This window comes from Rahnella sp. EDr1-12, from assembly GCF_049206505.1.
Classification (GTDB): domain Bacteria; phylum Pseudomonadota; class Gammaproteobacteria; order Enterobacterales; family Enterobacteriaceae; genus Rahnella; species Rahnella rivi.
This window is the reverse complement of the sequence record NZ_JBLZNY010000004.1, coordinates 144,106-165,984: the sequence shown is the minus strand read 5'-3', so window position 1 is coordinate 165,984 and position 21,879 is coordinate 144,106. Positions and strand designations below refer to the sequence as shown.

23 protein-coding genes are annotated in these 21,879 nt (G+C 52.7%); 8 read left to right on the top strand and 15 right to left on the bottom strand.

Annotated elements, in window-relative coordinates:
• Positions 1-164: 164 nt before the first annotated feature.
• Positions 165-800, bottom strand: coding sequence for a carbonic anhydrase (locus tag ACO0U8_RS17465; protein ID WP_056775618.1), 636 nt, complete (start codon positions 798-800; stop codon positions 165-167).
• A gap of 221 nt (positions 801-1,021) precedes the next feature.
• Between ACO0U8_RS17465 and msrA the strand changes: the two genes are divergently transcribed.
• Positions 1,022-1,564 (top strand): peptide-methionine (S)-S-oxide reductase MsrA, encoded by a 543-nt coding sequence (msrA, locus tag ACO0U8_RS17460; protein WP_421671331.1) that lies wholly within the window; start codon positions 1,022-1,024, stop codon positions 1,562-1,564.
• Positions 1,565-1,619: 55 nt separating this feature from the next.
• Here msrA and ACO0U8_RS17455 read toward each other — a convergent pair whose 3' ends face one another.
• From ACO0U8_RS17455 to ACO0U8_RS17430, 6 genes are all read right to left on the bottom strand, one after another.
• Positions 1,620-1,925: a hypothetical protein gene (locus ACO0U8_RS17455; protein WP_122097246.1), complete on the bottom strand. Its 306-nt coding sequence runs from the start codon at positions 1,923-1,925 to the stop codon at positions 1,620-1,622.
• A 19-nt stretch (positions 1,926-1,944) separates the two neighbouring features.
• Positions 1,945-3,210 carry a PTS sugar transporter subunit IIC gene (locus ACO0U8_RS17450; RefSeq protein WP_217204258.1) on the bottom strand — a complete coding sequence of 422 codons (1,266 nt, stop codon included), beginning with the start codon at positions 3,208-3,210 and terminating at the stop codon, positions 1,945-1,947.
• A 59-nt stretch (positions 3,211-3,269) separates the two neighbouring features.
• Positions 3,270-3,572, bottom strand: a complete 303-nt coding sequence (locus ACO0U8_RS17445) for a PTS sugar transporter subunit IIB (RefSeq protein WP_056775602.1) — start codon at positions 3,570-3,572, stop codon at positions 3,270-3,272.
• A gap of 82 nt (positions 3,573-3,654) precedes the next feature.
• Positions 3,655-4,098: a PTS sugar transporter subunit IIA gene (locus ACO0U8_RS17440; protein ID WP_056775596.1), complete on the bottom strand. Its 444-nt coding sequence runs from the start codon at positions 4,096-4,098 to the stop codon at positions 3,655-3,657.
• Between the two features lie 205 nt (positions 4,099-4,303).
• A complete protein-coding gene (locus tag ACO0U8_RS17435; protein WP_056775594.1) occupies positions 4,304-4,900 on the bottom strand; it encodes an AAA family ATPase in 597 nt (198 codons plus the stop codon).
• Positions 4,893-5,828, bottom strand: coding sequence for a tagatose-bisphosphate aldolase (locus ACO0U8_RS17430; RefSeq protein ID WP_056775591.1), 936 nt, complete (start codon positions 5,826-5,828; stop codon positions 4,893-4,895). The genes ACO0U8_RS17435 and ACO0U8_RS17430 overlap by 8 nt, the downstream gene beginning before the upstream one ends.
• Before the next feature lie 234 nt (positions 5,829-6,062).
• On the opposite strand from ACO0U8_RS17430, the gene ACO0U8_RS17425 reads away from it, so the two are divergent.
• A complete protein-coding gene (locus ACO0U8_RS17425) occupies positions 6,063-6,995 on the top strand; it encodes a sugar-binding transcriptional regulator (protein ID WP_056775589.1) in 933 nt (310 codons plus the stop codon).
• Between the two features lie 445 nt (positions 6,996-7,440).
• Positions 7,441-8,082 carry a hydrolase gene (locus tag ACO0U8_RS17420; RefSeq protein WP_056775586.1) on the top strand — a complete coding sequence of 214 codons (642 nt, stop codon included), beginning with the start codon at positions 7,441-7,443 and terminating at the stop codon, positions 8,080-8,082.
• A gap of 19 nt (positions 8,083-8,101) precedes the next feature.
• Here ACO0U8_RS17420 and ACO0U8_RS17415 read toward each other — a convergent pair whose 3' ends face one another.
• Entirely contained in the window at positions 8,102-9,010 is a 909-nt protein-coding gene (locus ACO0U8_RS17415) for a LysR family transcriptional regulator (RefSeq protein WP_122097249.1), read from the bottom strand.
• Between the two features lie 139 nt (positions 9,011-9,149).
• Here ACO0U8_RS17415 and ACO0U8_RS17410 point away from each other — a divergent pair, with 139 nt between their 5' ends.
• Positions 9,150-9,458 (top strand): transporter, encoded by a 309-nt coding sequence (locus tag ACO0U8_RS17410; RefSeq protein ID WP_421671330.1) that lies wholly within the window; start codon positions 9,150-9,152, stop codon positions 9,456-9,458.
• Positions 9,459-9,594: 136 nt separating this feature from the next.
• Positions 9,595-10,446: an excinuclease Cho gene (gene cho, locus ACO0U8_RS17405; protein ID WP_056777147.1), complete on the top strand. Its 852-nt coding sequence runs from the start codon at positions 9,595-9,597 to the stop codon at positions 10,444-10,446.
• Positions 10,447-10,522: 76 nt separating this feature from the next.
• On the opposite strand, the gene gorA is transcribed toward cho, so the two are convergent.
• The 6 genes from gorA to ACO0U8_RS17375 form a co-directional block, all read right to left on the bottom strand.
• On the bottom strand, positions 10,523-11,875 hold the full coding sequence (gorA, locus tag ACO0U8_RS17400) for a glutathione-disulfide reductase (RefSeq protein WP_421671329.1): 1,353 nt from the start codon (positions 11,873-11,875) through the stop codon (positions 10,523-10,525).
• A gap of 175 nt (positions 11,876-12,050) precedes the next feature.
• Complete coding sequence (locus ACO0U8_RS17395; RefSeq protein ID WP_056775575.1) at positions 12,051-12,893, bottom strand: 23S rRNA (adenine(2030)-N(6))-methyltransferase RlmJ; 843 nt, start codon at positions 12,891-12,893, stop codon at positions 12,051-12,053.
• Positions 12,894-12,973: 80 nt separating this feature from the next.
• A complete protein-coding gene (locus ACO0U8_RS17390; RefSeq protein ID WP_122097251.1) occupies positions 12,974-13,702 on the bottom strand; it encodes a GntR family transcriptional regulator in 729 nt (242 codons plus the stop codon).
• Positions 13,703-13,794: 92 nt separating this feature from the next.
• On the bottom strand, positions 13,795-14,832 hold the full coding sequence (locus ACO0U8_RS17385) for an oxidoreductase (protein ID WP_421671328.1): 1,038 nt from the start codon (positions 14,830-14,832) through the stop codon (positions 13,795-13,797).
• A gap of 26 nt (positions 14,833-14,858) precedes the next feature.
• A complete protein-coding gene (locus tag ACO0U8_RS17380) occupies positions 14,859-16,112 on the bottom strand; it encodes a PTS sugar transporter subunit IIC (protein WP_421671327.1) in 1,254 nt (417 codons plus the stop codon).
• A 17-nt stretch (positions 16,113-16,129) separates the two neighbouring features.
• Positions 16,130-17,440 (bottom strand): 6-phospho-beta-glucosidase, encoded by a 1,311-nt coding sequence (locus ACO0U8_RS17375; RefSeq protein ID WP_421671326.1) that lies wholly within the window; start codon positions 17,438-17,440, stop codon positions 16,130-16,132.
• Positions 17,441-17,775: 335 nt separating this feature from the next.
• Between ACO0U8_RS17375 and prlC the strand changes: the two genes are divergently transcribed.
• Positions 17,776-19,836: an oligopeptidase A gene (prlC, locus tag ACO0U8_RS17370; RefSeq protein WP_056775560.1), complete on the top strand. Its 2,061-nt coding sequence runs from the start codon at positions 17,776-17,778 to the stop codon at positions 19,834-19,836.
• A gap of 9 nt (positions 19,837-19,845) precedes the next feature.
• Positions 19,846-20,592: a 16S rRNA (guanine(1516)-N(2))-methyltransferase RsmJ gene (gene rsmJ, locus ACO0U8_RS17365; RefSeq protein WP_414070318.1), complete on the top strand. Its 747-nt coding sequence runs from the start codon at positions 19,846-19,848 to the stop codon at positions 20,590-20,592.
• Positions 20,593-20,692: 100 nt separating this feature from the next.
• Here the strand turns inward: rsmJ and uspA are convergent, their stop codons facing one another.
• Positions 20,693-21,133 (bottom strand): universal stress protein UspA, encoded by a 441-nt coding sequence (gene uspA, locus ACO0U8_RS17360; RefSeq protein ID WP_014333460.1) that lies wholly within the window; start codon positions 21,131-21,133, stop codon positions 20,693-20,695.
• A gap of 348 nt (positions 21,134-21,481) precedes the next feature.
• Here uspA and uspB point away from each other — a divergent pair, with 348 nt between their 5' ends.
• Positions 21,482-21,817, top strand: coding sequence for a universal stress protein UspB (uspB, locus tag ACO0U8_RS17355; protein ID WP_056775554.1), 336 nt, complete (start codon positions 21,482-21,484; stop codon positions 21,815-21,817).
• Positions 21,818-21,879: the final 62 nt, after the last annotated feature.

The following is a 21,879-nucleotide window of genomic DNA, read 5'->3' as shown; positions in this document are numbered from 1 at the left end:
ATTGAAGGAGAAAGCGCTTAAGTGTCGTTCAGGCAGGGAAATAATGTCGGCTGAAAGGTGCGGAGGAAAAAATAAAAATGCTTAACCCGCTGATTTATAATACGGAACCTATTGGAATAGATTCCGTATTATTATCCGGCAAGCCGATATGCCGGATTTTTTAATTAACTGGCCCTGACTTCAGGATTATCTGAAAGTGAAATAAAGGTGCTGCTCTTCGCATCAAATGCATCAATACAACCGGATTCAATATCATAAACCCAGCCGTGCAGGGTAACCTGACCTTTCGCCAGCGCGACCGCAACGCAAGGGTGCGTGCGCAGGTTACTCAGTTGAGCAACCACGTTCTGATGCACCATTCCGTTGACGCGCGCTTCAGGGGATTCGTGCTCAGAGGCTTCGTTGATGGCTTTCGCGGCATCGGAATAACGCAGCCAGTGGGCGACCGCTGGCATGTGATCCAGACAGGTGCAGTTGGCGATTGCGCTCATCGCGCCACAGTTGGAGTGCCCGCAGATAACGATATCTTTCACGCCGAGCGCCATCACCGCGTACTCCACCGTTGCCGATACGCCGCCCGGTTCTGGCCCGAAAGGTGGCACAATATTACCGGCATTACGGATAACAAATAGTTCGCCCGGTTCACGCTGGGTCACTAATTCCGGCACTAAACGGCTGTCAGAACAGGATATAAACAGGGTCTTAGGATTTTGGTTTAAAGCGAGTTGTTTGAATAACTTAGAGCGTTGCGGAAACGCTTCTTTCTGGAATCTGAGAAAACCTTCAATAACGTCTTTCATAGGGGGAATTCCATGTATTTCAATGCCAGTGAGTCTGCCATGAAAAAAAAGGCAGATCAATCAGACGGAATATCATCACTATTTGCAGGGAAATAAGAGAAAGCAAAATAATATTATTTACCGGCGATAAGCATTTCACATTCCCTTTTTTTAATGCCATACCTTTATGTCAGCCTTATCCGTCCCCATATTTCCTCTACCCCCTGAGTGAAGGAGTCTGTATGACAATCGAATACGCTATTTTTGGTGGCGGCTGTTTCTGGTGTACGGAAGCGGTGTTCAAAGACGTCATCGGCGTGGAGTCGGTGGAAAGTGTTTACACCGGCGGGCGTCGTCCGAATCCGAACTATGAGCAGGTGTGCACCGGCACCACCGGCCATGCGGAGGCCATCCGCGTGGGATTTGACCCGGAAAAACTGAGCTACGGCGATCTGCTGGATATCCACTTTGTGACGCACGATCCGACCCAGCTTAACCGCCAGGGCAACGACGTCGGCACACAGTACCGTTCGGCGATTTTCCCGGCCAACGATCAGCAAAAAACCGAGGCGGAAGCCGCCATACTGCGCGCGCAGCACGATCACAGTGATCCGATTGTGACCAGCATCGAACCGCTGGGTGAGGTGTACGTGGCCGAAGGCTATCACCAGAATTACTGGGATGGCGCGGGGCAGCAGAACCGTTACTGCATGGCGGTGATCCCGCCGAAACTGCAAAAATTACGCAAGAGCTTTGCGCAGCGAACGAAATCGCTGAACCCGTAAAGTGCCCGGACGCGTGAATGTAAAAAGCCAGAACCTGAGTTCTGGCTTTTTTGTCTCAAAATCCGTATCGGATCGCATCCTTACTTTGTTGCATCAGCGCGTCAATTTTCTGCGAATACGTCTCCAGCCCTTTGCCGTCTCCGGCCTCTGAGCACTCACGCCGCCGCGCGTTATAGGCCTTCATCAGTTGCGCCTGCGCAAAGCCAGGTTTGCCGTAACAGGCCATGCTCTGCTCCCAGCAGGCGATCGCCGCCTCCAGCTCCTGCTGTTCCTGATACTGTTTTCCCAGCTCGTTGAGTGCCTTGGCCGACTCCTGCGGCGGCAGCTGTTGCGCTAAAATTTGCTCAATGCGTGTATCCATAAAGATGACCTCCGCGCGGTTAATGGAAGAAGTTGAGAATATGACCAAACACCAGCCCGACGCTGATGACATCCGAGTCACTGAATGTCACGTTCGAGAAGCCGAATTTACCCAGCAGAGGCAGCAGCAGCGCCGGAAGTAAGGTGATAAACAGGCCGTGGAAGATACCGCCGATAATCGCCCCGCGACGTCCGCCGACGGCGTTACCAAAGATGCCCGCCGTGCCGCCTGCGAAGAAGTTGGTCAGCATGCCCGGTAAAATCATCGCGAGTCCCAGGCTCGGGAACAGGAACATGCCGATGACCGACCCGATGGTGGTGGAGATAAACCCGATGATCACCGCGTTAGGGGCGTAAGGGAAAAGCACCGGGCAATCGAGCGCCGGAATGGCGTTCGGCACGATGCGCAGGGCGATCCCGCGAAAAGCCGGGACGATTTCTGCCAGCAACAGGCGCACCCCGGAGAGCAGAACATACACACCCACCACAAACTGAACCGATTGCAGGAAGGAATAGACCAGATAGTTGACGTTATTGGCGAAAGGCGCGACAACTTCCGGGCCTGCGGCGATGGCGGGGATCAGGTAAATCGGGATCATCACCACCATCATCGACAGATAAGTGTCCTGCAGGAATGAGAGGGACTGCGGCAGCTCAAAATCTTCGGTGCTCTTACTGACGTCGCCGGTGATTTTCGCCACACCCGCCTGCACGATATAGCCGATGGTGCAGAAATGGCCGAGCGCAAAATCATCGGAACCGGTAATTTTGCGCACAATCGGTTGTGCCAGTACCGGCATACCGACCGCCATCACGCCGGCTATCACCCCACCGGTTACGATCAGCTCCACACCGCGCAGGCCGCCCATATAACCGATGACCGAACAGACGGTCGCCATCCACAAGGAGGCCTGGCCGGTCAGGAAGATATATTTAAAGCGGGTCAGGCGGGCAATCAGGATGTTGACGATAAACGCCAGCACCATAATTAAGGCGGTTTCACGCCCGAGCGTCTGCTGGGCGATCCCGGCAATCGACCCGACGTCAGTTACGATGCCGCGCATATGGAAACCTTTCTGGAATATTTCGCCCAAAAAAGTCAGCGCATTAACAATAATGCTCGCCCCGGAAAGGAGGACTAAAAATCCCAGCAGCGTTTTCAGTGTGCCGGTAATAATTTGTCCGGGACTTTTTTTCAATGCGATCAAGCCAATCATCGCAATCAGCGATATTAATATTGATGCCTGGCCTAATACATCATTAACAATAAAGTGAAGGAAAGACATAAGCGTCCCCTGTAGTAGAGATGTAGAGTTGTTCTATTGGATGATATTATTTTTTATTATTAGATAGCCAGATGACCCATTTCCTGAAGAACGGGTGTCAGTTTGCTTTTTATTTCATTTTTATCCACCAGCCTTTTCAGGTAAATAATATTGGCTTTGATGGTGTAATGCTGGAATTGTGATCTGAAGTTTTCGCCGGTCATAATAATATCTGCCCGGGTAGAGGTGGCGCTGGAAATATCGCAATGTGATAAATCGGCTTCGACACCTAAATCTTTTAATGCGGCTTCGATACTCATTTCACAGGCAAAACTACTGCCCAGACCTGCGCCGCAGACTGCAAGGATAGATAACTTTTTCATAAGACTCCCTTACGCATTTTGTAGGTGATGATTGTTGTAGATGATGAATATCGGTTGATGGTCATCTCTCTTCACTTCACGTTTAAAACTGCCGGATAATCTCTAAGGCTTCCTGCGTGTTCTTACTCTCTTTCAGTTTTTTCGCGGCCTCGTCGTCGCAGAAAAGATGAGAGAGACTGGCAATCATTTCTATGTGCGAATGGCTGTCCACGGCGGCCAGTGCGAAAATAACGTACACCGGATCGTTATCTTCACTGCCGAACTCGACGCCTTGTGAAACAATCACCAGCGACAGCGCCGTGCGGTTGACGCCCTCTTCGGGCCGGGCGTGCGGCATAGCAATGCCTTCGCCCAACACATAATAAGGACCGATTTCCCGGTGCATATCATATATAGCCTGAAGATAACGACTTTCCGCCGCACCGGAATCAATTAACGGTTGCACCGCTAACGCGACGGCACTTTTCCAGTCTTCTGTTTTCGGAATTATCTTGGTGTTATTTTCATTAATCCAGTCGCTTAACATAATACCTCTTTACATGAATAGGGGCTTTTCTCAGTATGATATTTAATTTAAATAAAAACTGTGATCTGTCCAGTTCTATTGGTGACTAAATAAAGCTTTTCATTTATCCAAGATAAGAATGTAAAACGATGTGTCGGAATTAATGTCTGTGACAATAAAACACGTCATGTTTTTTGTTCAGTAACGTAATATTTCCCTTTCCGGTTTATTGTGTTTGGGTATGAAATGAATTTATTATCCATTCGTGAATAACAACAATATTTACAGGTCTATTCTCATCAACATTATTTTGATCCACAGAATATACCGGTCCTAATGCCATTGGCTGCGCATTTCCTGCAAGAATTTTTAATTCGGGAATATATTCTGCCCCGACATGTCCCGCTAAGCGTTCGCCCACTCGCGAGGCAAAACGTTCCGCGACACGTTCTGCATCAATCTGGCACCAGATTTCCAGTACCTGTGTCACGCCAGCCTGCTGCAAATAGGTGTGCAACACGTCTTTTGGCTGGAAACCAAACCAGGCATCGACAATAAATGTGCTGCCGTCCGGCGCGCCTGCGACGATATCCCAGATCACCTGATAACTGGCCTGACCCAGTACGCGGTTAAACGGACGATCGACATTTTGCAGCCGCTGTAAAAACGGGTTTTTAATGCCATCGAGCGACAACTGCAACCAGCCACTCTGTTCAGAAAGCTCAACGGCGAGCCGGCTTTTACCCGATGCGGGGATCCCGTTAACCAGGATAACGCGTTTACCGGTAAAGCCATTTCGTGCGGCGCTTCTGTTTTCAGACATGTTCCACCTGTTCAGTTTTATGAGGTACCGGAGCCTGGAAGTATTGCTGGATCACGGCCTGAAGTTCGTTCAGACGCGGTACCGCAAGGGATTCGAGGCGGGATTTGGTCGCGCTGCGGTCAAGAGAAATGCAGTCTTTCCACAATGAACGCCCTGCTATAACGCCCGATGCGCCTTCACTCATGGCATCCGCCACTTGTTTGAGGAAGGTGGAATGATCAACTCCGGCGGAAAGCACCGCCCATGGCACGTCGCCGGCGAGTTCAGTGATGTCGGCACAGGCTTGTTTCGAGCCCGGATAAGGCAGTTTCAGCACCTTCGCACCGCACTCCAGGCAAATCTTAGTGCCGCCATAGATCAGTGAAGGGACTTTTTCTTTATATTCTTCCTCGGTTTCGTTGTCGAGTTTATAGGTCAGGAACTCCACCACCAGCAGCAGGTCTTCGCGGGCAAAATCTTCGATGCACTGATGCAGAATTTCAATGTTATGGCGGTTGGCTTCTTCCTGATCAGCGCGCAGGTAGACCATGATTTTGCCGCCTGTGGCGCCCAGTTCACGCACGCGGCGCGCATCGACATTGGCCACCAGGCGGGACAGACGGTAGCCTTCCGGTGAATTATCCCAGCCCGACGCATCAAGGCCGATCAGCAGGGCAGTATCGCGGGCAATAATGCCGTCATCCACAAGTTGCGGCACGGCGCAGACCGGATCGACCAGCACGCAGGAGGCTTTGCTGGCGAGGTATTGGGTGATGTCGGCTTTAATCAGCCCGAGTTCGTGTTCTGAAATGGCGGATTGTTGCTGCGGGTCGCTGGCCAGCAGGCTGCGCATGGCACCGCGCTGGTCACAGGCGATCACCAGCATCGCGCCATTCTTGCCACAAATTTGCTGATAGCTGCGTAATTCTGAAGTAGACATTTTTGACATGGAACTCTCCTTTGCGTGAAATTTATTACAGATGAAAAAATCTCGATTACACTGGACGTTCTGTCTTTAGCCCCCTGATGAAAAGGGGCGGAAAGTCGCGTAACACGCCGGTTTGCAAGGGTTGAAGCCCGATCCGGTACATTGCATTTTTACAGGTGTTGCGCAATAATCCCTCAATCGACAATTTGAGTGTAATTCATTACTGAAAGGAATTTCAAGCTGAAAGAGCCAATTTTGCAAGATATTGCAGCAACGCGCGCCATGATGCATTTAGTGGCTAAGCTGCATTACGAGTCTGATATGTCTCAGGTGGAGATTGCTCGCAAGCTGGATGTGTCGACGGCCACCATCTCAAGATTGCTCAATAAGGCCCGTGCGGCGGGCATCGTGCGCATCGAAGTGGTGGGATTATCTTCGCCGGAAGACATGACATCAGACCTGGTTAAGCGCCTCGGATTGAAGCAGGCCTATGTGGTCGATGCGCCGCCGGGGAATGTGCTCGGTGCGCTGTCAACGCCGCTGGCTTCGCTGCTTCAGGACGCCGGATTAGGTGCCGGCTCGGTGCTGGGCATCGGCTGGGGAAGGGCGGTGCGCGAAGTGACGCTGGCCGGTATGCCGCGTCTGCCGGGGATCATGACCGTGGCGCTGAACGGCGGGATGCAACAGTCTGCACCGCATTTTCAGATCACCGAGTTCGTCCGCCGCGCGGCGGAACAGATGGAAGGCACACCGTACTTTTTACATGCGCCTTATCTTTCCTCAGCACCTTTGCGTGATGCCTTTCTCGCTGACCGCAGCGTGCAGGAAATCATTTCGCTGTGGGATAAGCTGGATGCAGCGATCGTCGGCATCGGGCTGACCCATACGCCGAAACCGAGCGAATCCACCACTGCCACGCCGGGCGAACAGGCGCTGAGTGATGCCGCGGGTGACGTGCTGCGCCACTACTTCACGGAATCCGGCGAATTATTACACTGGGAAGGTGAGGAGCGGATGATTGCGGCTTCGGTTGAACAGTTGCGTAAAACGCCACTGACCATCGGCGTCGCCGCCACCCCGGAAAAAGCCGCCGGAATTATCGGCGCGGTGCGTTCGGGCATGATCAATTCATTAGTGACAGACGTGAATACCGCGCAGGCGATCCTGGATAAACTGCCGGTGGCATGACGGCTTGTTTTTGAATATGACCAAAATAAAAAGGCATTCCCTGGCGGGAATGCCTTTTCGTTTTCCCCACGCTTTAAAATAAATCCGAGTGCCATCCTGAGTACTGAATGTGCTCATTTTTATCTTTCCTCCGCAATGGTTTGGCAGGTTTTAAACGGGTCATGTGTCATGTTGAAAATACTATGAGGTGCCAGGGGTAAAGAGTGATGACAGGTTATCTTTAACGTGTCGTTAAAAAATATTGTTGTACCTATGGATATGAAAATAAGAGGATTTTTTTGCTCTTTACAGAAGGGAATGTCTGTCAAAAAAATCTGAACAAGTTGCCAAATTCTTTCCGCTATCCGCTTTTACACTCCTGCCCTATTGTTAATTCCAGCAGCACAACAACACAACATTAAATACAAACACACAACCCAACAATGCACTCTGAGAGGAAATGAAAATGTCTAAATTCGATCTGCTGGACCCACAGAACTCCACTTTGATTTTCATCGACCATCAGCCACAGATGTCATTCGGCGTTGCGAATATTGATCGCCAGCAGCTTAAAAATAATACGGTCGCTCTCGCCAAAGCGGGCAAAGTTTTTAACGTGCCGGTGATTTACACCTCGGTCGAAACGGAAAGCTTCAGCGGTTATATCTGGCCGGAATTACTGGCGGTGCACCCTGATGTGAAACCTGTCGAACGTACCTCAATGAATTCCTGGGAAGACGCGGCCTTCGTGAAGGCCGTTGAAGCGACAGGGCGCAAAAAACTGATTATCTCCGCCCTCTGGACCGAAGTGTGTCTGACTTTCCCGGCGCTGATGGCGCTGAAAGAAGGGTATGAAGTGTATGTGGTGACCGACACCTCCGGCGGCACCAGCGTGGATGCCCACGAACGCGCCATCGACCGTATGGTGCAGGCCGGTGCAGTGCCGGTGACCTGGCAGCAGGTTCTGCTCGAATACCAGCGCGACTGGTCACGCAAAGAAACCTACGACGCCGTCATGGATCTGGTGCGTGAACACAGCGGTGCCTACGGCATGGGCGTCGATTATGCCTACACGATGGTGCACAAAGCACCACAGCGTCAGGGGTAATTCGGGTATGACAGCCCGGTTATTCCGGGCTATAAACGGTGCTCAGCCCGTCGAAGTTCTGCAAATTCTCACGCCACCACATGGCGGCGTTACCGGTGGCATTGTCGTTCCAGGCCATAAAAGCCTGGTCGCGGCGGGGTTCGGTATCGAGACGACGCTCAACCAGCGCACCGCTTTCCAGATGCGGTGCGGCCAGATAACGCGGCAGATAGCCGCAACCCAGCCCGGCAATTTGTGCATGCACTTTGGCGTTAAAGTCATGTACGCTCAGCATTTTCTGCTCATCAAGCACGCGTAAATCAGCGCCTGCGCCGTGGCGGGAGGTATCGTGAACGACAACGGCGCGATACTGGCGGATGTGTTCACGCACCAGCGGTTCCGGCATTGCGGCGAGCGGGTGGTGGGGCGCAACGGCAAACACATATTCCAGCCAGCCGATGGCGCGATATTCGATACCGCTGCGGGTCAGGGGTTCCTGCACGGCGCCAAAGACAATGTCGGCTTCGCCATAACTGAGCGCTTCCCAGCAACCGGCGAGCACGTCGTGGCGGAACAACAATTGGGTATGCTGATGCTCGGCGTAAAACCGGTCGATCAGGGGCGCAAGCAGCGCGAAGGGAACGGAGGCATCAACGCTGAGGGTCAGTTTGCTTTCCCAGCCGCTTTCGACGTACTGCGCCTGTTGTTCCAGCTCACTGACGGCGCGCAGCAGCACGCGGCCTTTTTCGAGCATCAGGCGGCCGGTGGGGGTGAATGTCGCGCGATGACCGGAGCGGTCCAGCAGTTTGATGTTCAGATCACTTTCCATCTTCTGCACGGTATAACTCAGTGCCGACGCGGTTTTAAACAGTCTGGCCGCGGCGGCCGCAAAGGTGCCATGTCTGTCCAGCGCATCCAGGATCAGCAGCGCTTCAAGGCTTAATCGCATTATTTTTCCCACCCCAAAAATTGTTTAACAACACCCCAAAATATTTTCGTTATCAATGAGGGTGCTGGTTTCGTATCGTTTATGAATATAACGCAACATTCAGTTAATCAGAACAACGGTGAATGAGAAGGAATATCCGATGACCTATCCGCATCAACCCGACCACATGACTCTGGTGATCACCCACGGCGTACAGCGGGATAAGCTCGCAGACTATGAATGCTGGCTGGAGACGCTGAAGACGGATGCGGCAAGATTTCCCGGTTATCAGAATGTGAGCATCCTGCGGCCGGTTCACGGTGAAACCATCTACACCCTGCTCGTGCGCTTCGATAACATTGATAATTTGTATCAGTGGATACACTCCGATCAGCGCGAAATCCGTGAGGCCACCTTAGCCAACTTACTGAGAGGACAGGAATATATTGAGATGCGCACACAGGCGTAATGTTTCGTCGCCCGAAATTTACACATTGTTTGCCCTGCAAAGGTTGAAGACTGTATAAAACGCCAGTATGATTCGGCTGTTTTTTATACGCTGTCGTTATCAGAGAAAAGTCATCACAGAAAGCAGGTCAGCCATTTTGTGGAATCCCGAAAAAGAGCTTTTTACCGAGCTTTATCAATACCCTGAACATCTTCGTCATACGTTGGAAAATTTACCCAGCAGCAGCGGTGTCTATATTTTCTATGGTGACGACAACGCTTTTCCGCTGTATATCGGCAAGAGTGTGAATATCCGCAGCCGCGTGATGTCGCATTTTCGTAATCCTGCCGAAGCCAAGTTGCTCCACATGACCCGCGATATCGATTATGTGAAAACCATCGGCGAAGTCGGGGCGTTATTGCTGGAATCGGATCTGATCAAAACCCGGCGTCCGCTGTTTAATAAACGTCTGCGCACCGCTCGCAAGCTCTGTTCGATCCGGCTTGAGGCGCTAAGCGCGAGTATCGTGTTCAGCAACGAAGTGGATTTCTCGCACAGTGACGATTTGTTCGGCTTGTTTAAAACCAAGATGTCGGCGGTCGAAAAAATCCGTGATATCGCCGATCAGGAAAAGCTGTGTTACGGCGCGCTGGGGCTGGAAAAGCTGACAAAAAACCGCGCGTGCTTCCGCTATTCACTGGGAAAATGTGCCGGTGTCTGTTGTGGAAAGGAATCCCCGCAGGCGCATCAGGCGCGTCTCAGAGAGGCGCTCAGCGCCCTGAAAATCCGTAGCTGGCCCTATCCTGGCCGGATTGCTATTGCCGAAGAAGCCAATGGCGTAACCGATTATCACGTCATCAATCACTGGTTTTATCTGGGGACGGTGCAAACGCTGGAGGCGGCAAAAGCCTTCGACATGGCCGTTCCGCATTTCGACCGCGACAGTTATAAAATCCTGTGCAAGCCGCTGTTCGAGGCGGACAGTTCGAAGGTGATCTTGCTGGATTAACGGCAACAAAAAAGGCTTCCGATCCGCAGATCTGAAGCCTTTTTACTGCATCGCGTTAGCGTCGCAAGGGCGCGAATTAACGCATAGTCACAAACTCTTCCGCACCGGTCGGGTGGATAGCGACGGTGTTGTCGAAGTCTTTCTTGGTTGCGCCCATTTTCAGTGCGACCGCGAAGCCCTGCAACATTTCGTCCATGCCGTAACCGATGCCATGGATGCCGACGATTTTCTCTTCCGCACCCACGCACACCAGTTTCATGCGGCACGGCTGACGGTGCTGCGTAACGGCGGTGTACATGGCGGTGAACTGAGATTTATACACTTTCACGTTCTCTTCGCCGAACTGCTCTTTCGCTTGCGGTTCGGTCAGGCCGACCGTGCCGATTGGCGGGTGGCTGAACACGACGGTGGCGATGTTGCTGTAATCCAGATGCTCGTCAGGTTTGTTGTTAAACAGACGTTCAGACAGACGACGACCTGCGGCAACGGCAACCGGGGTCAGTTCAACCGCACCGGTGTTATCGCCCACGGCGTAAATCCCTTTTACGCTGGTGTTCTGGAATTTATCGACGACGATATACCCTTTTTCGTTGGTTTTCACACCCGTCGCTTTCAGGTTGAAGTTGTCGGTTTCCGGTTCGCGGCCAATCGCCCAGACCAGGCTGTCGACTTCAAATTCCTGACCGTTTTCCAGTTTCAGCGTCAGGCTGCCGTCGGCATTTTTCACCACTTCTTTCGGAATGGATTCTTTATGCAGTGCCGGGCCTTCGGCTTCCATCACTTCAACCAGCGTATCGACCATCAGCGGATCGAAAGAACGCAGCGGCGCGTGTTTACGCACGAACAGGTGAGTTTCAGCACCCAGGCCGTTCATCACACCGGCGATTTCTACCGCAATGTAACCCGCGCCGACGACGGCAACGCGTTTTGGCATTTCAGTCAGATCAAAGAAACCGTCGGAATCGATGCCGTATTCTGCACCCGGAATACTTGGGTGGCTCGGGCGACCGCCGGTGGCGATCAGGATGTGATCCGCGGTGATCTTCTCGCCGTTCACTTCCACGGTATGATCGTCAACGAAACGCGCGAAACCTTTGATCACGTCAACGTTGTTTTTGCCCAGCACGTTATCGTACGAGGTGTGGATACGGTCGATGTAGGCGGTACGGTTGGCGACCAGCGTTTTCCAGTTAAAGCTGTTAACGGTGGTATCGAAGCCATAATCCGGGCCGTAGTTGCGGATCGCTTCAGCGATTTGCGCGGCGTGCCACATGACTTTTTTCGGGACACAACCCACGTTGACACACGTGCCGCCCAGCTCTTTAGCTTCGATCAGCGCACATTTTTTCCCATACATGGCTGCACGGTTGATTGATGCGATACCGCCGCTGCCGCCGCCAATTGCCAGATAGTCATAATGTTTGGTCATCGGATTTTCCATGAGTTGTCAAAAATGAAGAACGCCATACCGGCGTCGCTAATCTTAAAAATTGCTGTGAGTTTAGCGCGTGAATGCGTTTTGTCGCAAAGTTTGGATCGATGGCTGCAATAGGTTTGATAGCCGGGACCTTAGAAAAAGGTCCCGGCGAAGGGCAATTCTTTACTTACTCAGGCACAACCCATTTGACCGTGGTGTGACCGGTACCGGAAGGGACCAGCACTTTCAGCAGCCACGGCAGCACGTTGTTCATCTGCTGCTCGAGCTTCCACGGCGGATTGATGACGATCATGCCGGAAGCCGTCATACCGCGCTGATCGCTGTCCGGGCGCACGCCCAGCTCGATTTGCAGGATGCGGCGGATGCCGGTCGCTTCAAGATCACGCAGCATTTTCTTGATCTGCTGGCGCATGACCACCGGGTACCACAGCGCGTAAGTGCCGGTGGCAAAGCGCTTGTGGCCTTCCTGAATGCCTTTCACCACGTCCTGATAATCTGTTTTCAGTTCGTACGGCGGATCCATCAGGATAAAGCCACGGCGCGACAGCGGAGGCAACTGGGCTTTCAGCTGCTGGTAGCCATCGCTACGCGAAACGCGGGTGCGGTCATCTTTCTGGAATTCACTGCGCAGCAGCGGGAAATCGCTCGGGTGCAGCTCGGTCAGTTGCAGTTTGTCTTCTTCGCGCAGCAGCTGACGGGCAATCAGCGGTGAACCCGGATAATAACGCAGGCTTTCGTTGCGGTTGAAGTGGTTGACGACGGACATATAGGCCGCCAGTTCTTCAGGAATATCATCACGTTGCCAGATGCGCGCGATGCCTTCCAGGTATTCGCCGGTACGTTCGGCGTGTTCGCCGCTCAGCTGATAGCGCCCGGCACCCGCGTGGGTGTCGAGATAAAGGAAGGGTTTTTCTTTTTCTTTCAAAGACTCGATGATCAGGCTCTGAACGGTGTGTTTCAGGACGTCGGCATGGTTGCCAGCGTGAAAACTGTGGCGGTAACTCAGCATAAATATCATGTTCCGGAGTGGCGTATTGGCGACAGTATAAACTGTTTGCCCTCTTCATACTTCACGTTGCAGGCGCGATCTTACTTCCCCACCCAGCTGTTCTTGATTTTGAATTTGTCTGCGCGGTTATAACTGATTGAATAATTGAAAGTTTTTCCGTCTTCCAGTTTGGTAATGCCCGACACTTTCAGCATCGGCAGGCCGGTTTCACACGCCAGCAGCGCCGAAAGCGCGTCATCAAACAGCGAGGCCTCGATGACGGAGTTATAGAATTTAATTTTCCTGCCGGTTTTATTTTCAATGAATTCATATAACGAGCCATTTTGTAAAACGGACTCAGGAATAATGTCGATGATTGTGCAGGGAATATAGGAATCTTCGATCAGCACCGCAATATTGTCCACCAGCCGGACGCGGCGAATATAATGCACTTCGTCGTCTTCATGAATATCCAGCTGGCTGGCGATATATTCCCCGGCTTTGAGGGTATGCAGGCTGATTAAGCGGCTGGACACTTTCACGTCATCTTTGAATTCACGAGAAAAACCGAGAATAGAATCGCTGGTACCGTTATTGAGCAGATAAACGTTATCTTCAATGACTTTGGTGACGTACATCCCTTTGCCATGAATACGTTCGATAAAGCCCTCCTGTTCCAGCATGTGCATGGCTTTTTGCAATGTCACGCGCGTCACTTCATAACGCAGGGCCAGTTCGCGCTCGGAAGGAATTTTGTCACCGACCCGATACTCTTTATTGAGGATCGCCTGTTTCAGGCTGTTTTTGATATCAATGTAGCGGGCGGCCATGGGCGTAATTTCTTCATGTCAGGGGGTATTTTTGAGCAGTATAGACAGATGCCCCGCAGACCGGAAGCGCAGGCTCCCGGTCTGCGCGCGTGTCATCGCAGGCGGATCAGCGCCGGTGCCGGCTGTTCAAACGCGCGATGCAGAATTTCCATCGTGGTCATTACATCTGCGGCAGGCACATACGGCGGCTGTCCCTGAGATAAGGTGGCATGGACCGCATCGTAAACGCGGCCATAATCGCCGTTGCCCGCATCGACACGTTCGGTAATGGTTTCACCGCGTTCATCCAGATATTTCAGCACGCCATATTCCGTTTCCTGACCAAAATCTGCGGTGCCCGGTAATTTCCCGGCTTTCAGCCAGGTTTCCTGTTGATCGATATTGAGTTTAATAAAGGAGCCTTTTTCCCCGTGAAGAATAAATTTCGGGTAAGGCTGCATCACCAGATGGCTGCATTTAACAATGGCTTTGGTTTTGCCGTAATAAAGCTGCAGTTCAAAGGTGTCGTCAGGGTTATTTTTATTTCGCACCGAACGGATATCGTAATGCACACATTCCGGCCGCCCGAACAGGCTGACCACCTGATCGACAAGATGAACGCCCAGCCCGTAAAAAGCGCCGTGGGTATAATCGGCCGGCGCATCGGGGGCGTCAGGGCGGAAGTAATCAAAATGACTTTCGAACTCGACAATATTACCGAGCACGCCGCTGTTGATGACTTTTTTCACCGCCTGGAAACAACTGTCGAAGCGCCGGTTCTGATAGGGCGTCACCGTCAGCCCTTTTTCCGCAGCCAGCGCAAATAAGCTCCGTGCTTCTTCCAGCGTGCGTGTAAACGGCTTTTCGACGATGACGTTCTTTCCGTGTTCAAGGCAGATTTTTGCATAGTCATAATGGGTTTGCGGCGGGGTACACAGCGTTACCAGCGTAATGCTTTCGTCGTGCAGAATATCATTGAGATCAGAGGTGAAGCGGATGCCCTGATAAGCCTCTTCTTGCTCAATGTCCGGGCGACGAGTGATATCAAAAATGGTGCGAACCGCAAAGGTGTCGCGCCGCTGCAAAACGTAAGGCAGATGGTAGCGTGTTGCGCTTTTTCCGAATCCTACAAACGCACAGTTTATCTTCATGATGATGTATTCCTTGTCGTTAAGATTTATGCATTGACCTGCAAAGCCGGAACAGGCTGTTCGCTGTGTTCCATCGCCAGCTGTTTCTTTTCCAGCACGCGGAAGAAGGGATAATAGATCATTGCTGAAATAATAATCATGACGCCTGACCAGATGGCTGCCGGAATATTCCCGCCGGTGGCAAAATAGGCATTGAAGAAGGGCGGCATGGTCCACGGGATCTGCAAGACCGGGCGGCCAATAATATTAAACGCCATCAGGAACCAGGAGAGGGTGCAAAGCAGCATCGGCGTGATAATTAACGGCAGCATCATCAGCGGATTAAACACCATCGGCACGCCGAAAATGACCGGCTCATTAATACAAAACAGCGACGGCGCAAAAGACATCCGGCCCAGCGATTTATAATAACGACTTTTCGACATCATCATCGCCAGCACCAGTCCCATCGTCGCGCCGGACCCGCCGGTGCAAATAAAGAAGTTATAAAAACCTTCCGCAAAGATATGGGGTATTGGCTGGTGGCTGAGATAGGCCTGAGTATTTTCGACAATAAACTTGAGAAATATCGGTGCGGTAATGCCGGAGAGCACGTTGGTGCCGTGAATGCCGCAGCACCAGAGCAGCGAGATAAGAAACACCAGCACCAGCATACCCGGCAAGGTGCCCAGGCCGATGACCAGCGGGCTTAAGATCAGCGTGAAAAATGCGTTGATATCAAAATGCAGGATCACCCGCACAAACCACACCAGCGCCAGACAGACGAACGCCGGAATGACGCCGATAAAGGACTGTAATACGGCGGGAGGAACGTTTTCCGGCAGCCGGATATAGATTTTATGTTCGATAAAAAAGCGAATGATATAGACGGTCAGCACCGAAAGAATAATGGCCGAGAACAGACCGGACGCCCCGAGATTATCGACGTTTAACGTATATTCATCGTTAAGCTGCGCCATCAGAAATACGGCGACGGTGATCCCGCTGCACATCAGTCCGTCAAGCTTGTAATGTTTCGCCAGATTGTAACTGATGCCGATGGCCGACATTAATCCGATCATCCCGAAGGTCACAATGACCGGCACATTCAGCGCGGTACCGAACTGGCCTAAATATTCCGTCCAGCCGGGGATCGGCAGATTGGCGATAATTAAGAAGATACTGCCGGAAATAATAAACGGCAGCGTCAGCGTAATGCCGTTTCTGACGGCGACCAGAATAACGTTTTCGCCCACTTTCACCAGAGAGGGGACAACGCGAGATTCCAAAAATTTCATCATGAGGTTTTACCTGTCTTTCAATAATCATATTGAGGTAAATAAGCCCGGTTTACCGCGAGGTATTCGTCGAGAATTTTTTCGGCGATATCCACTGACGGCATCAGCGGATGCACCGAGAGCGCCATTAATGCCGTGGAATAATCGCCGGTGACGGCAGCGTCGATCGTGAGTTCTTCGAACGCTTTAACGCTCTGGATCAGGCCGCGGATTTTCGACGGTAAATGGCCATACGCCAGCGGATGCGCGCCCTGACGGTCAATCACCGCGTTTGTTTCCACCACGCTGTTTTCGTCAAGATCCGGCGTGGCACCGCGATTTCGCGTATTGACGACGTGGATTTCCTGCCGGTTGTTATAAATCGCGCTGATGATCGAACAGGCAGTGTCTGAGTAATACGCGCCGCCGCGGTTTTCCAGTTCTTTGGGTTTACTTTCAAGCTGCGGGTTTTTATAGATTTCAAAAAGCTGGCGCTCAATTTCACGCGTCTGTTCTCCGCGTGTGCCGTGCGTCTGACTGTCTTGTACGCTGCGCGCCACCATTTCACGGCGCAGATAGAAGTATTTCAGGTAGGAAAGGGGATACAGCCCGAGTGCGCGGATAAAAGCGGGCGGCAATCCGGTGTCGGGAATGTTTTTCAACTGATGCTGACCGGTGCCCTGTGCCAGCTTTTCGATAAATTCTGCCGTAACGTCGTGGCCGTTGACGGCGATCTGATCGGCAAAAATCAGGTGGTTCAGCCCCATCACGCGGGCATACACGTCTTCGCGACGCACGTCATACACCTTCGCGATATCCATCATCATGCTGTTCGCGCCGCTGCAAATCCCCAGCGTTTTGATGCACGAATATTTTTCGATGGCTTCGGTGACAATCCCCGCCGGATTGGTGAAATTGATCAGCCACGCTTCCGGGCACAGCCTTTCCATTTCACGGCACAACTCTAACAGCACGGGAATGGTGCGTTGTGCTTTCATAAACCCGCCCGCGCCGGTGGTTTCCTGCCCGAGAACGCCGTATTTCAGCGGGATCGCCTCGTCGTGAATGCGGGCTTCCTGCTGGCCGACGCGCAGCTGGGTAGTGACGAAATCCGCATCACGCAGCGCGGTTTCCCGGTCGGTGGTCAGATGGACCGTCATCGGGATACCGGCTTTTTTCACCATCCGCTGTGCCAGCGCGCCCACGATATTCAGCTTTTCTTCACCGGCGGCAATATCCACCAGCCAGAATTCCGACACCGGTAATTCGGCGTGGCGGCGGATAAAGCCATCGATCAGTTCCGGTGTGTAACCTGAGCCGCCGCCCAGCGTGACAATCTTGAGTGTTTTCATTCCCTGCTGACTCCCTGTGTTGTTGAAAAACCGTACTGGCATACGCCAGATGACGGGAAGTTAACACGAATAACCTTGCTGTAAATAAGGGTTAGCGGGCAGGCACAGACAAAGATGAAAAATGCGAGGCAGGTCTTGCTGCAAGCTGATAATTCGGGCGGGAGTGATTGATAACATGAATGTCTGTGCCTGCCGGACGATATCGGCGCCACCCTTGATTTCCCCGTCACTTGACCGCATGTTAGAAGTTACGTCATCTTTAAGACGACCCGAATTCACGGCGTGGTGCGCCACAGACGCATCAGCCCCAAACGCTATTACGAAGGACTGGCCCTATGACTGAACAGCAAAACGCGTCGAATCCGCTCTTAAAACCGTTCTCCCTGCCGCCTTTCTCTGCGATCCAACCTGAACATATTGTCCCTGCGATGAAGTCTGCGATTGAAGAAAGCCGCCAGACCATCGAACGCGTGGTCGCGCAAGGTGCGCCATATACGTGGGAAAACCTGTGTCAGCCGCTGGCAGAAAGTGACGATCGTCTGGGGCGTATCTGGTCGCCGGTCGGCCACCTGAATGCCGTGAAAAACAGTCCGGAACTGCGTGAAGCTTACGAGCAGTGCCTGCCGATTTTATCCGAATTCAGTACCTGGGCGGGTCAGCATGCCGGGTTGTATCAGGCTTATTGCGATCTCAAAGCCAGCGAGCATTTCAACACGCTGTCCGTGGCGCAGAAAAAAGCCATTGATAACGCGCTGCGTGATTTCGAGCTGTCCGGCATTGGCTTGCCGATGGAAAAACAGAAACGTTACGGTGAAATTTCCGCGCGTTTGTCCGAGCTTGGCTCGACTTACAGCAATAACGTGCTCGACGCCACCATGGGCTGGAGCAAACTCATCACGGATGAGAACGACCTGAAAGGTCTGCCGGAAAGCGCGCTGGCGGCTGCCAAAGCGCTGGCCGAATCGAAAGAGCAGGAAGGCTGGTTGCTGACGCTGGATATCCCGAGCTATCTGCCGGTGATTACCTACGGTGAAAACCGTGCGCTGCGCGAAGAAATGTACCGCGCATTCGGCACCCGCGCCTCCGATCAGGGCCCTAACGCCGGTAAGTGGGATAACAGTGAAGTGATGGCGGAGATTTTATCGCTGCGTCATGAACTGGCGCAGCTGCTGGGCTTTGACTCTTACGCGGACATGTCCCTCGCCACCAAAATGGCGGAAAGCCCGGCGCAGGTGATCGACTTCCTGAGCGGTCTGGCGACGCGCGCCCGCCCGCAGGGTGAGCAGGAGCTGGCGCAGCTGCGCGCCTTCGCTAAAGAACACTTCGGCGTGGATGAAATGGAAGCCTGGGATTTGCCGTTCTACGGTGAAAAACAGAAACAGCATCTGTTCTCCATCAACGACGAGCAACTCCGCCCTTATTTCCCTGAACAGCGTGCGCTGGAAGGGCTGTTCGAAGTGGTGAAACGTATTTACGGCATCACCGCCAAAGAGCGCAAAGACGTTGAAACCTGGCACAAAGACGTACGTTTCTTCGATCTTTTCGATGAAACCGGCGACCTGCGCGGCAGCTTCTACCTCGACCTGTATGCCCGCGAGCACAAACGCGGCGGCGCGTGGATGAATGACTGCGTCGGCAGCCTGCGTAAAGCCGACGGCGAGCTGCAAAAACCGGTCGCGTACCTGACCTGTAACTTCAACGGCCCGGTCGGCAATAAACCGGCGCTGTTCACGCACAACGAAGTCACCACGCTGTTCCATGAGTTCGGTCACGGCCTGCATCATATGCTGACCCGCATCGACACCCCGGGAGTGGCCGGTATTTCCGGTGTGCCGTGGGATGCCGTCGAGCTGCCAAGCCAGTTTATGGAAAACTGGTGCTGGGAGCCGGACGCGCTGGCGTTCATCTCCGGCCATTTCGAAACCGGCGAACCGTTGCCGAAAGAGATGCTGGATAAAATGCTGGCGGCGAAAAACTATCAGGCGGCGCTGTTTATCCTGCGTCAGCTGGAGTTCGGCCTGTTCGATTTCCGTATGCATGCGGAATATGACCCGGCCAAAGGCGCGCAAATCCTGCAAACGCTGGCAGAAATTAAGAAGCAAGTTGCCGTGGTGCCGTCACCGTCATGGGGACGTTTCCCGCACGCTTTCAGCCACATCTTTGCAGGCGGTTATGCGGCCGGTTACTACAGCTATCTGTGGGCGGAAGTGCTGTCTGCTGATGCGTATTCCCGCTTTGAAGAAGACGGGATTTTCAACCGCGAAACCGGTCAGTCGTTCCTCGATAACATTCTGTCGCGCGGCGGTTCCGAAGAGCCGATGGAGCTGTTCAAACGCTTCCGCGGGCGTGAGCCGCAGCTGGATGCTATGCTGCGCCACTACGGAATCAAAGGATAACCTCTGCCTGTGAGTGTGTGTTTACTGTGTGAAGAAGGCGCCGATGAAGGCGCCTTATCTGTTCTGGCGCAGCGCTGGAATCTGACGTCTGATCCGGATGCCGTGATGGCGCTGGTGCTGACGCCTGAACGTCTGGAATTACGCAAACGCGACGAGCCCAAACTCGGCGCGATTTTTGTCGATTTCGTCGGCGGCACCCTGGCGCACCGTCGTAAATTTGGCGGCGGACGCGGTGAAGCGGTGGCGAAAGCCGTCGGTGTTAAAGGCCGCTATCTGCCGGATGTCGTCGATGCCACCGCAGGGCTGGGGCGCGATGCGTTTGTGCTCGCTTCTCTGGGCTGCAAGGTGCGGATGCTGGAGCGCAATCCGGTCGTGGCGGCATTGCTCGATGACGGGCTGGCGCGTGGCTATCGCGATGCGGAAATCGGTCCGTGGCTGCGTGAGCGCATGACGCTGCTGCACGCTTCAAGCCTGACGGCGCTCTCTGAGCTTTCGCCGAAGCCGGAAGTGGTGTATCTCGATCCGATGTATCCGCACAAACAGAAAAGTGCGCTGGTGAAGAAAGAGATGCGGGTGTTTCAGGGACTCGTCGGCCCGGATGAGGATGCCGATGGCCTGCTGGAACCGGCGCGTCGTTTAGCGACAAAACGCATCGTGGTGAAACGCCCGGATTACGCCCCGCCGATGGCCGATATTCCTGCCCAGGCCGCCGTGGTCACCAAAAGCCACCGGTTTGATATTTATACGCCGCTGTAACGCGCTGGTGCTTTAGCCACTTCCGCTATAGCCATAAAAAAATGCCCGCCGGTTTTCACCTGCGGGCATTTTTATAGCCGTTTCAGCGGGACAATGTGTCTTACGCTTCTTCTTCCTCATCGCGCAGCGGCACGATCAGCATGTCGATATGTACGGTGTTGATCAGCTGGCGGGCGGAGGACATCAGTTTGCTCCAGAAATCCTGGTGATGGCCGCACAGCACCAAATCCACGCCGTATTTATTAATCGCATCAACCAGAACCTGTGCTAAATCACCGCTGCCACTCAGGGTTTCTGAAATCGGATAACCTGCGTTTTGCGACAATTCATTCAGCGCGTGGTGAGTTTCTTCGGAAATACGTTTCTGCATGTCGCCCAGATTGACGTCGATAAGGCCGGTGTACAGGTCTGAATAGTTCACATCAACGTGGATCAGGGACACTTTAGCGTTGTAAGGGCGCGCCATGGAGACGGCTTTCTCAACTAAAACCTTGCTCTCCGGCGACAGGTCTACAGCAATAAGTATGTGTTTGTAAGCCATAAGAAAACTCCTTCCATAAGTCGGTTAACAGCAATATCTGCATCATGCGAAAGTCATGCTTTTAGTATAGCGCCAAAATGGTTAAACAAATCAAGCATACAGATCCCATTTCCTGTTCCGGCAATCGATAGATATAAATAATATGAGGCGTCTTACCTATTTCCAGATTCGTTTCCTACACTGAATAATGCAGGCTTCTCCTGTTTTGGCAATTTTCTGTGATGTGAAAGAGGGCGGACATATTCGTGTCCGGGGGTGTGAAATCGCGGAAAGGCAGGGCGAAACGTCGGGTGTGCGGCAGAGTTGATGGCCGCAGTGCGCGGGGTGAGTTCGCCTTGAGGGGGAATCATGATCAGTCCCGTTGCGCTATTTTGGGCTTTATGTTTTGTATGTGTGGTGAATATGCTGCGCTATTATTCTTCTTTGCGCGCATTGCTGGTGGTTCTTCGGGGATGTGATCCCCTGCTGTATCAATATGTTGATGGCGGTGGATTCTTTACGTCTCACGGGCAACCGAGTAAGCAAATCAGGCTGGTGCGTTATATTTATGCTCAGCGCTACGTTGAACATCACGATCCTGAATTTATCCGCCGTTGTGAGCGGGTGCGCGGTCAGTTTGTTCTGACGACAGCGCTGGTTGGGCTTATTCTCATCAGTATGATGGCGATGCTCATCTGGTATTAAATCTGAATAATCGTTGTGAGGATGTGTGAAAAAGGAAATAAAAAAGGCGACCTTGTTCAACA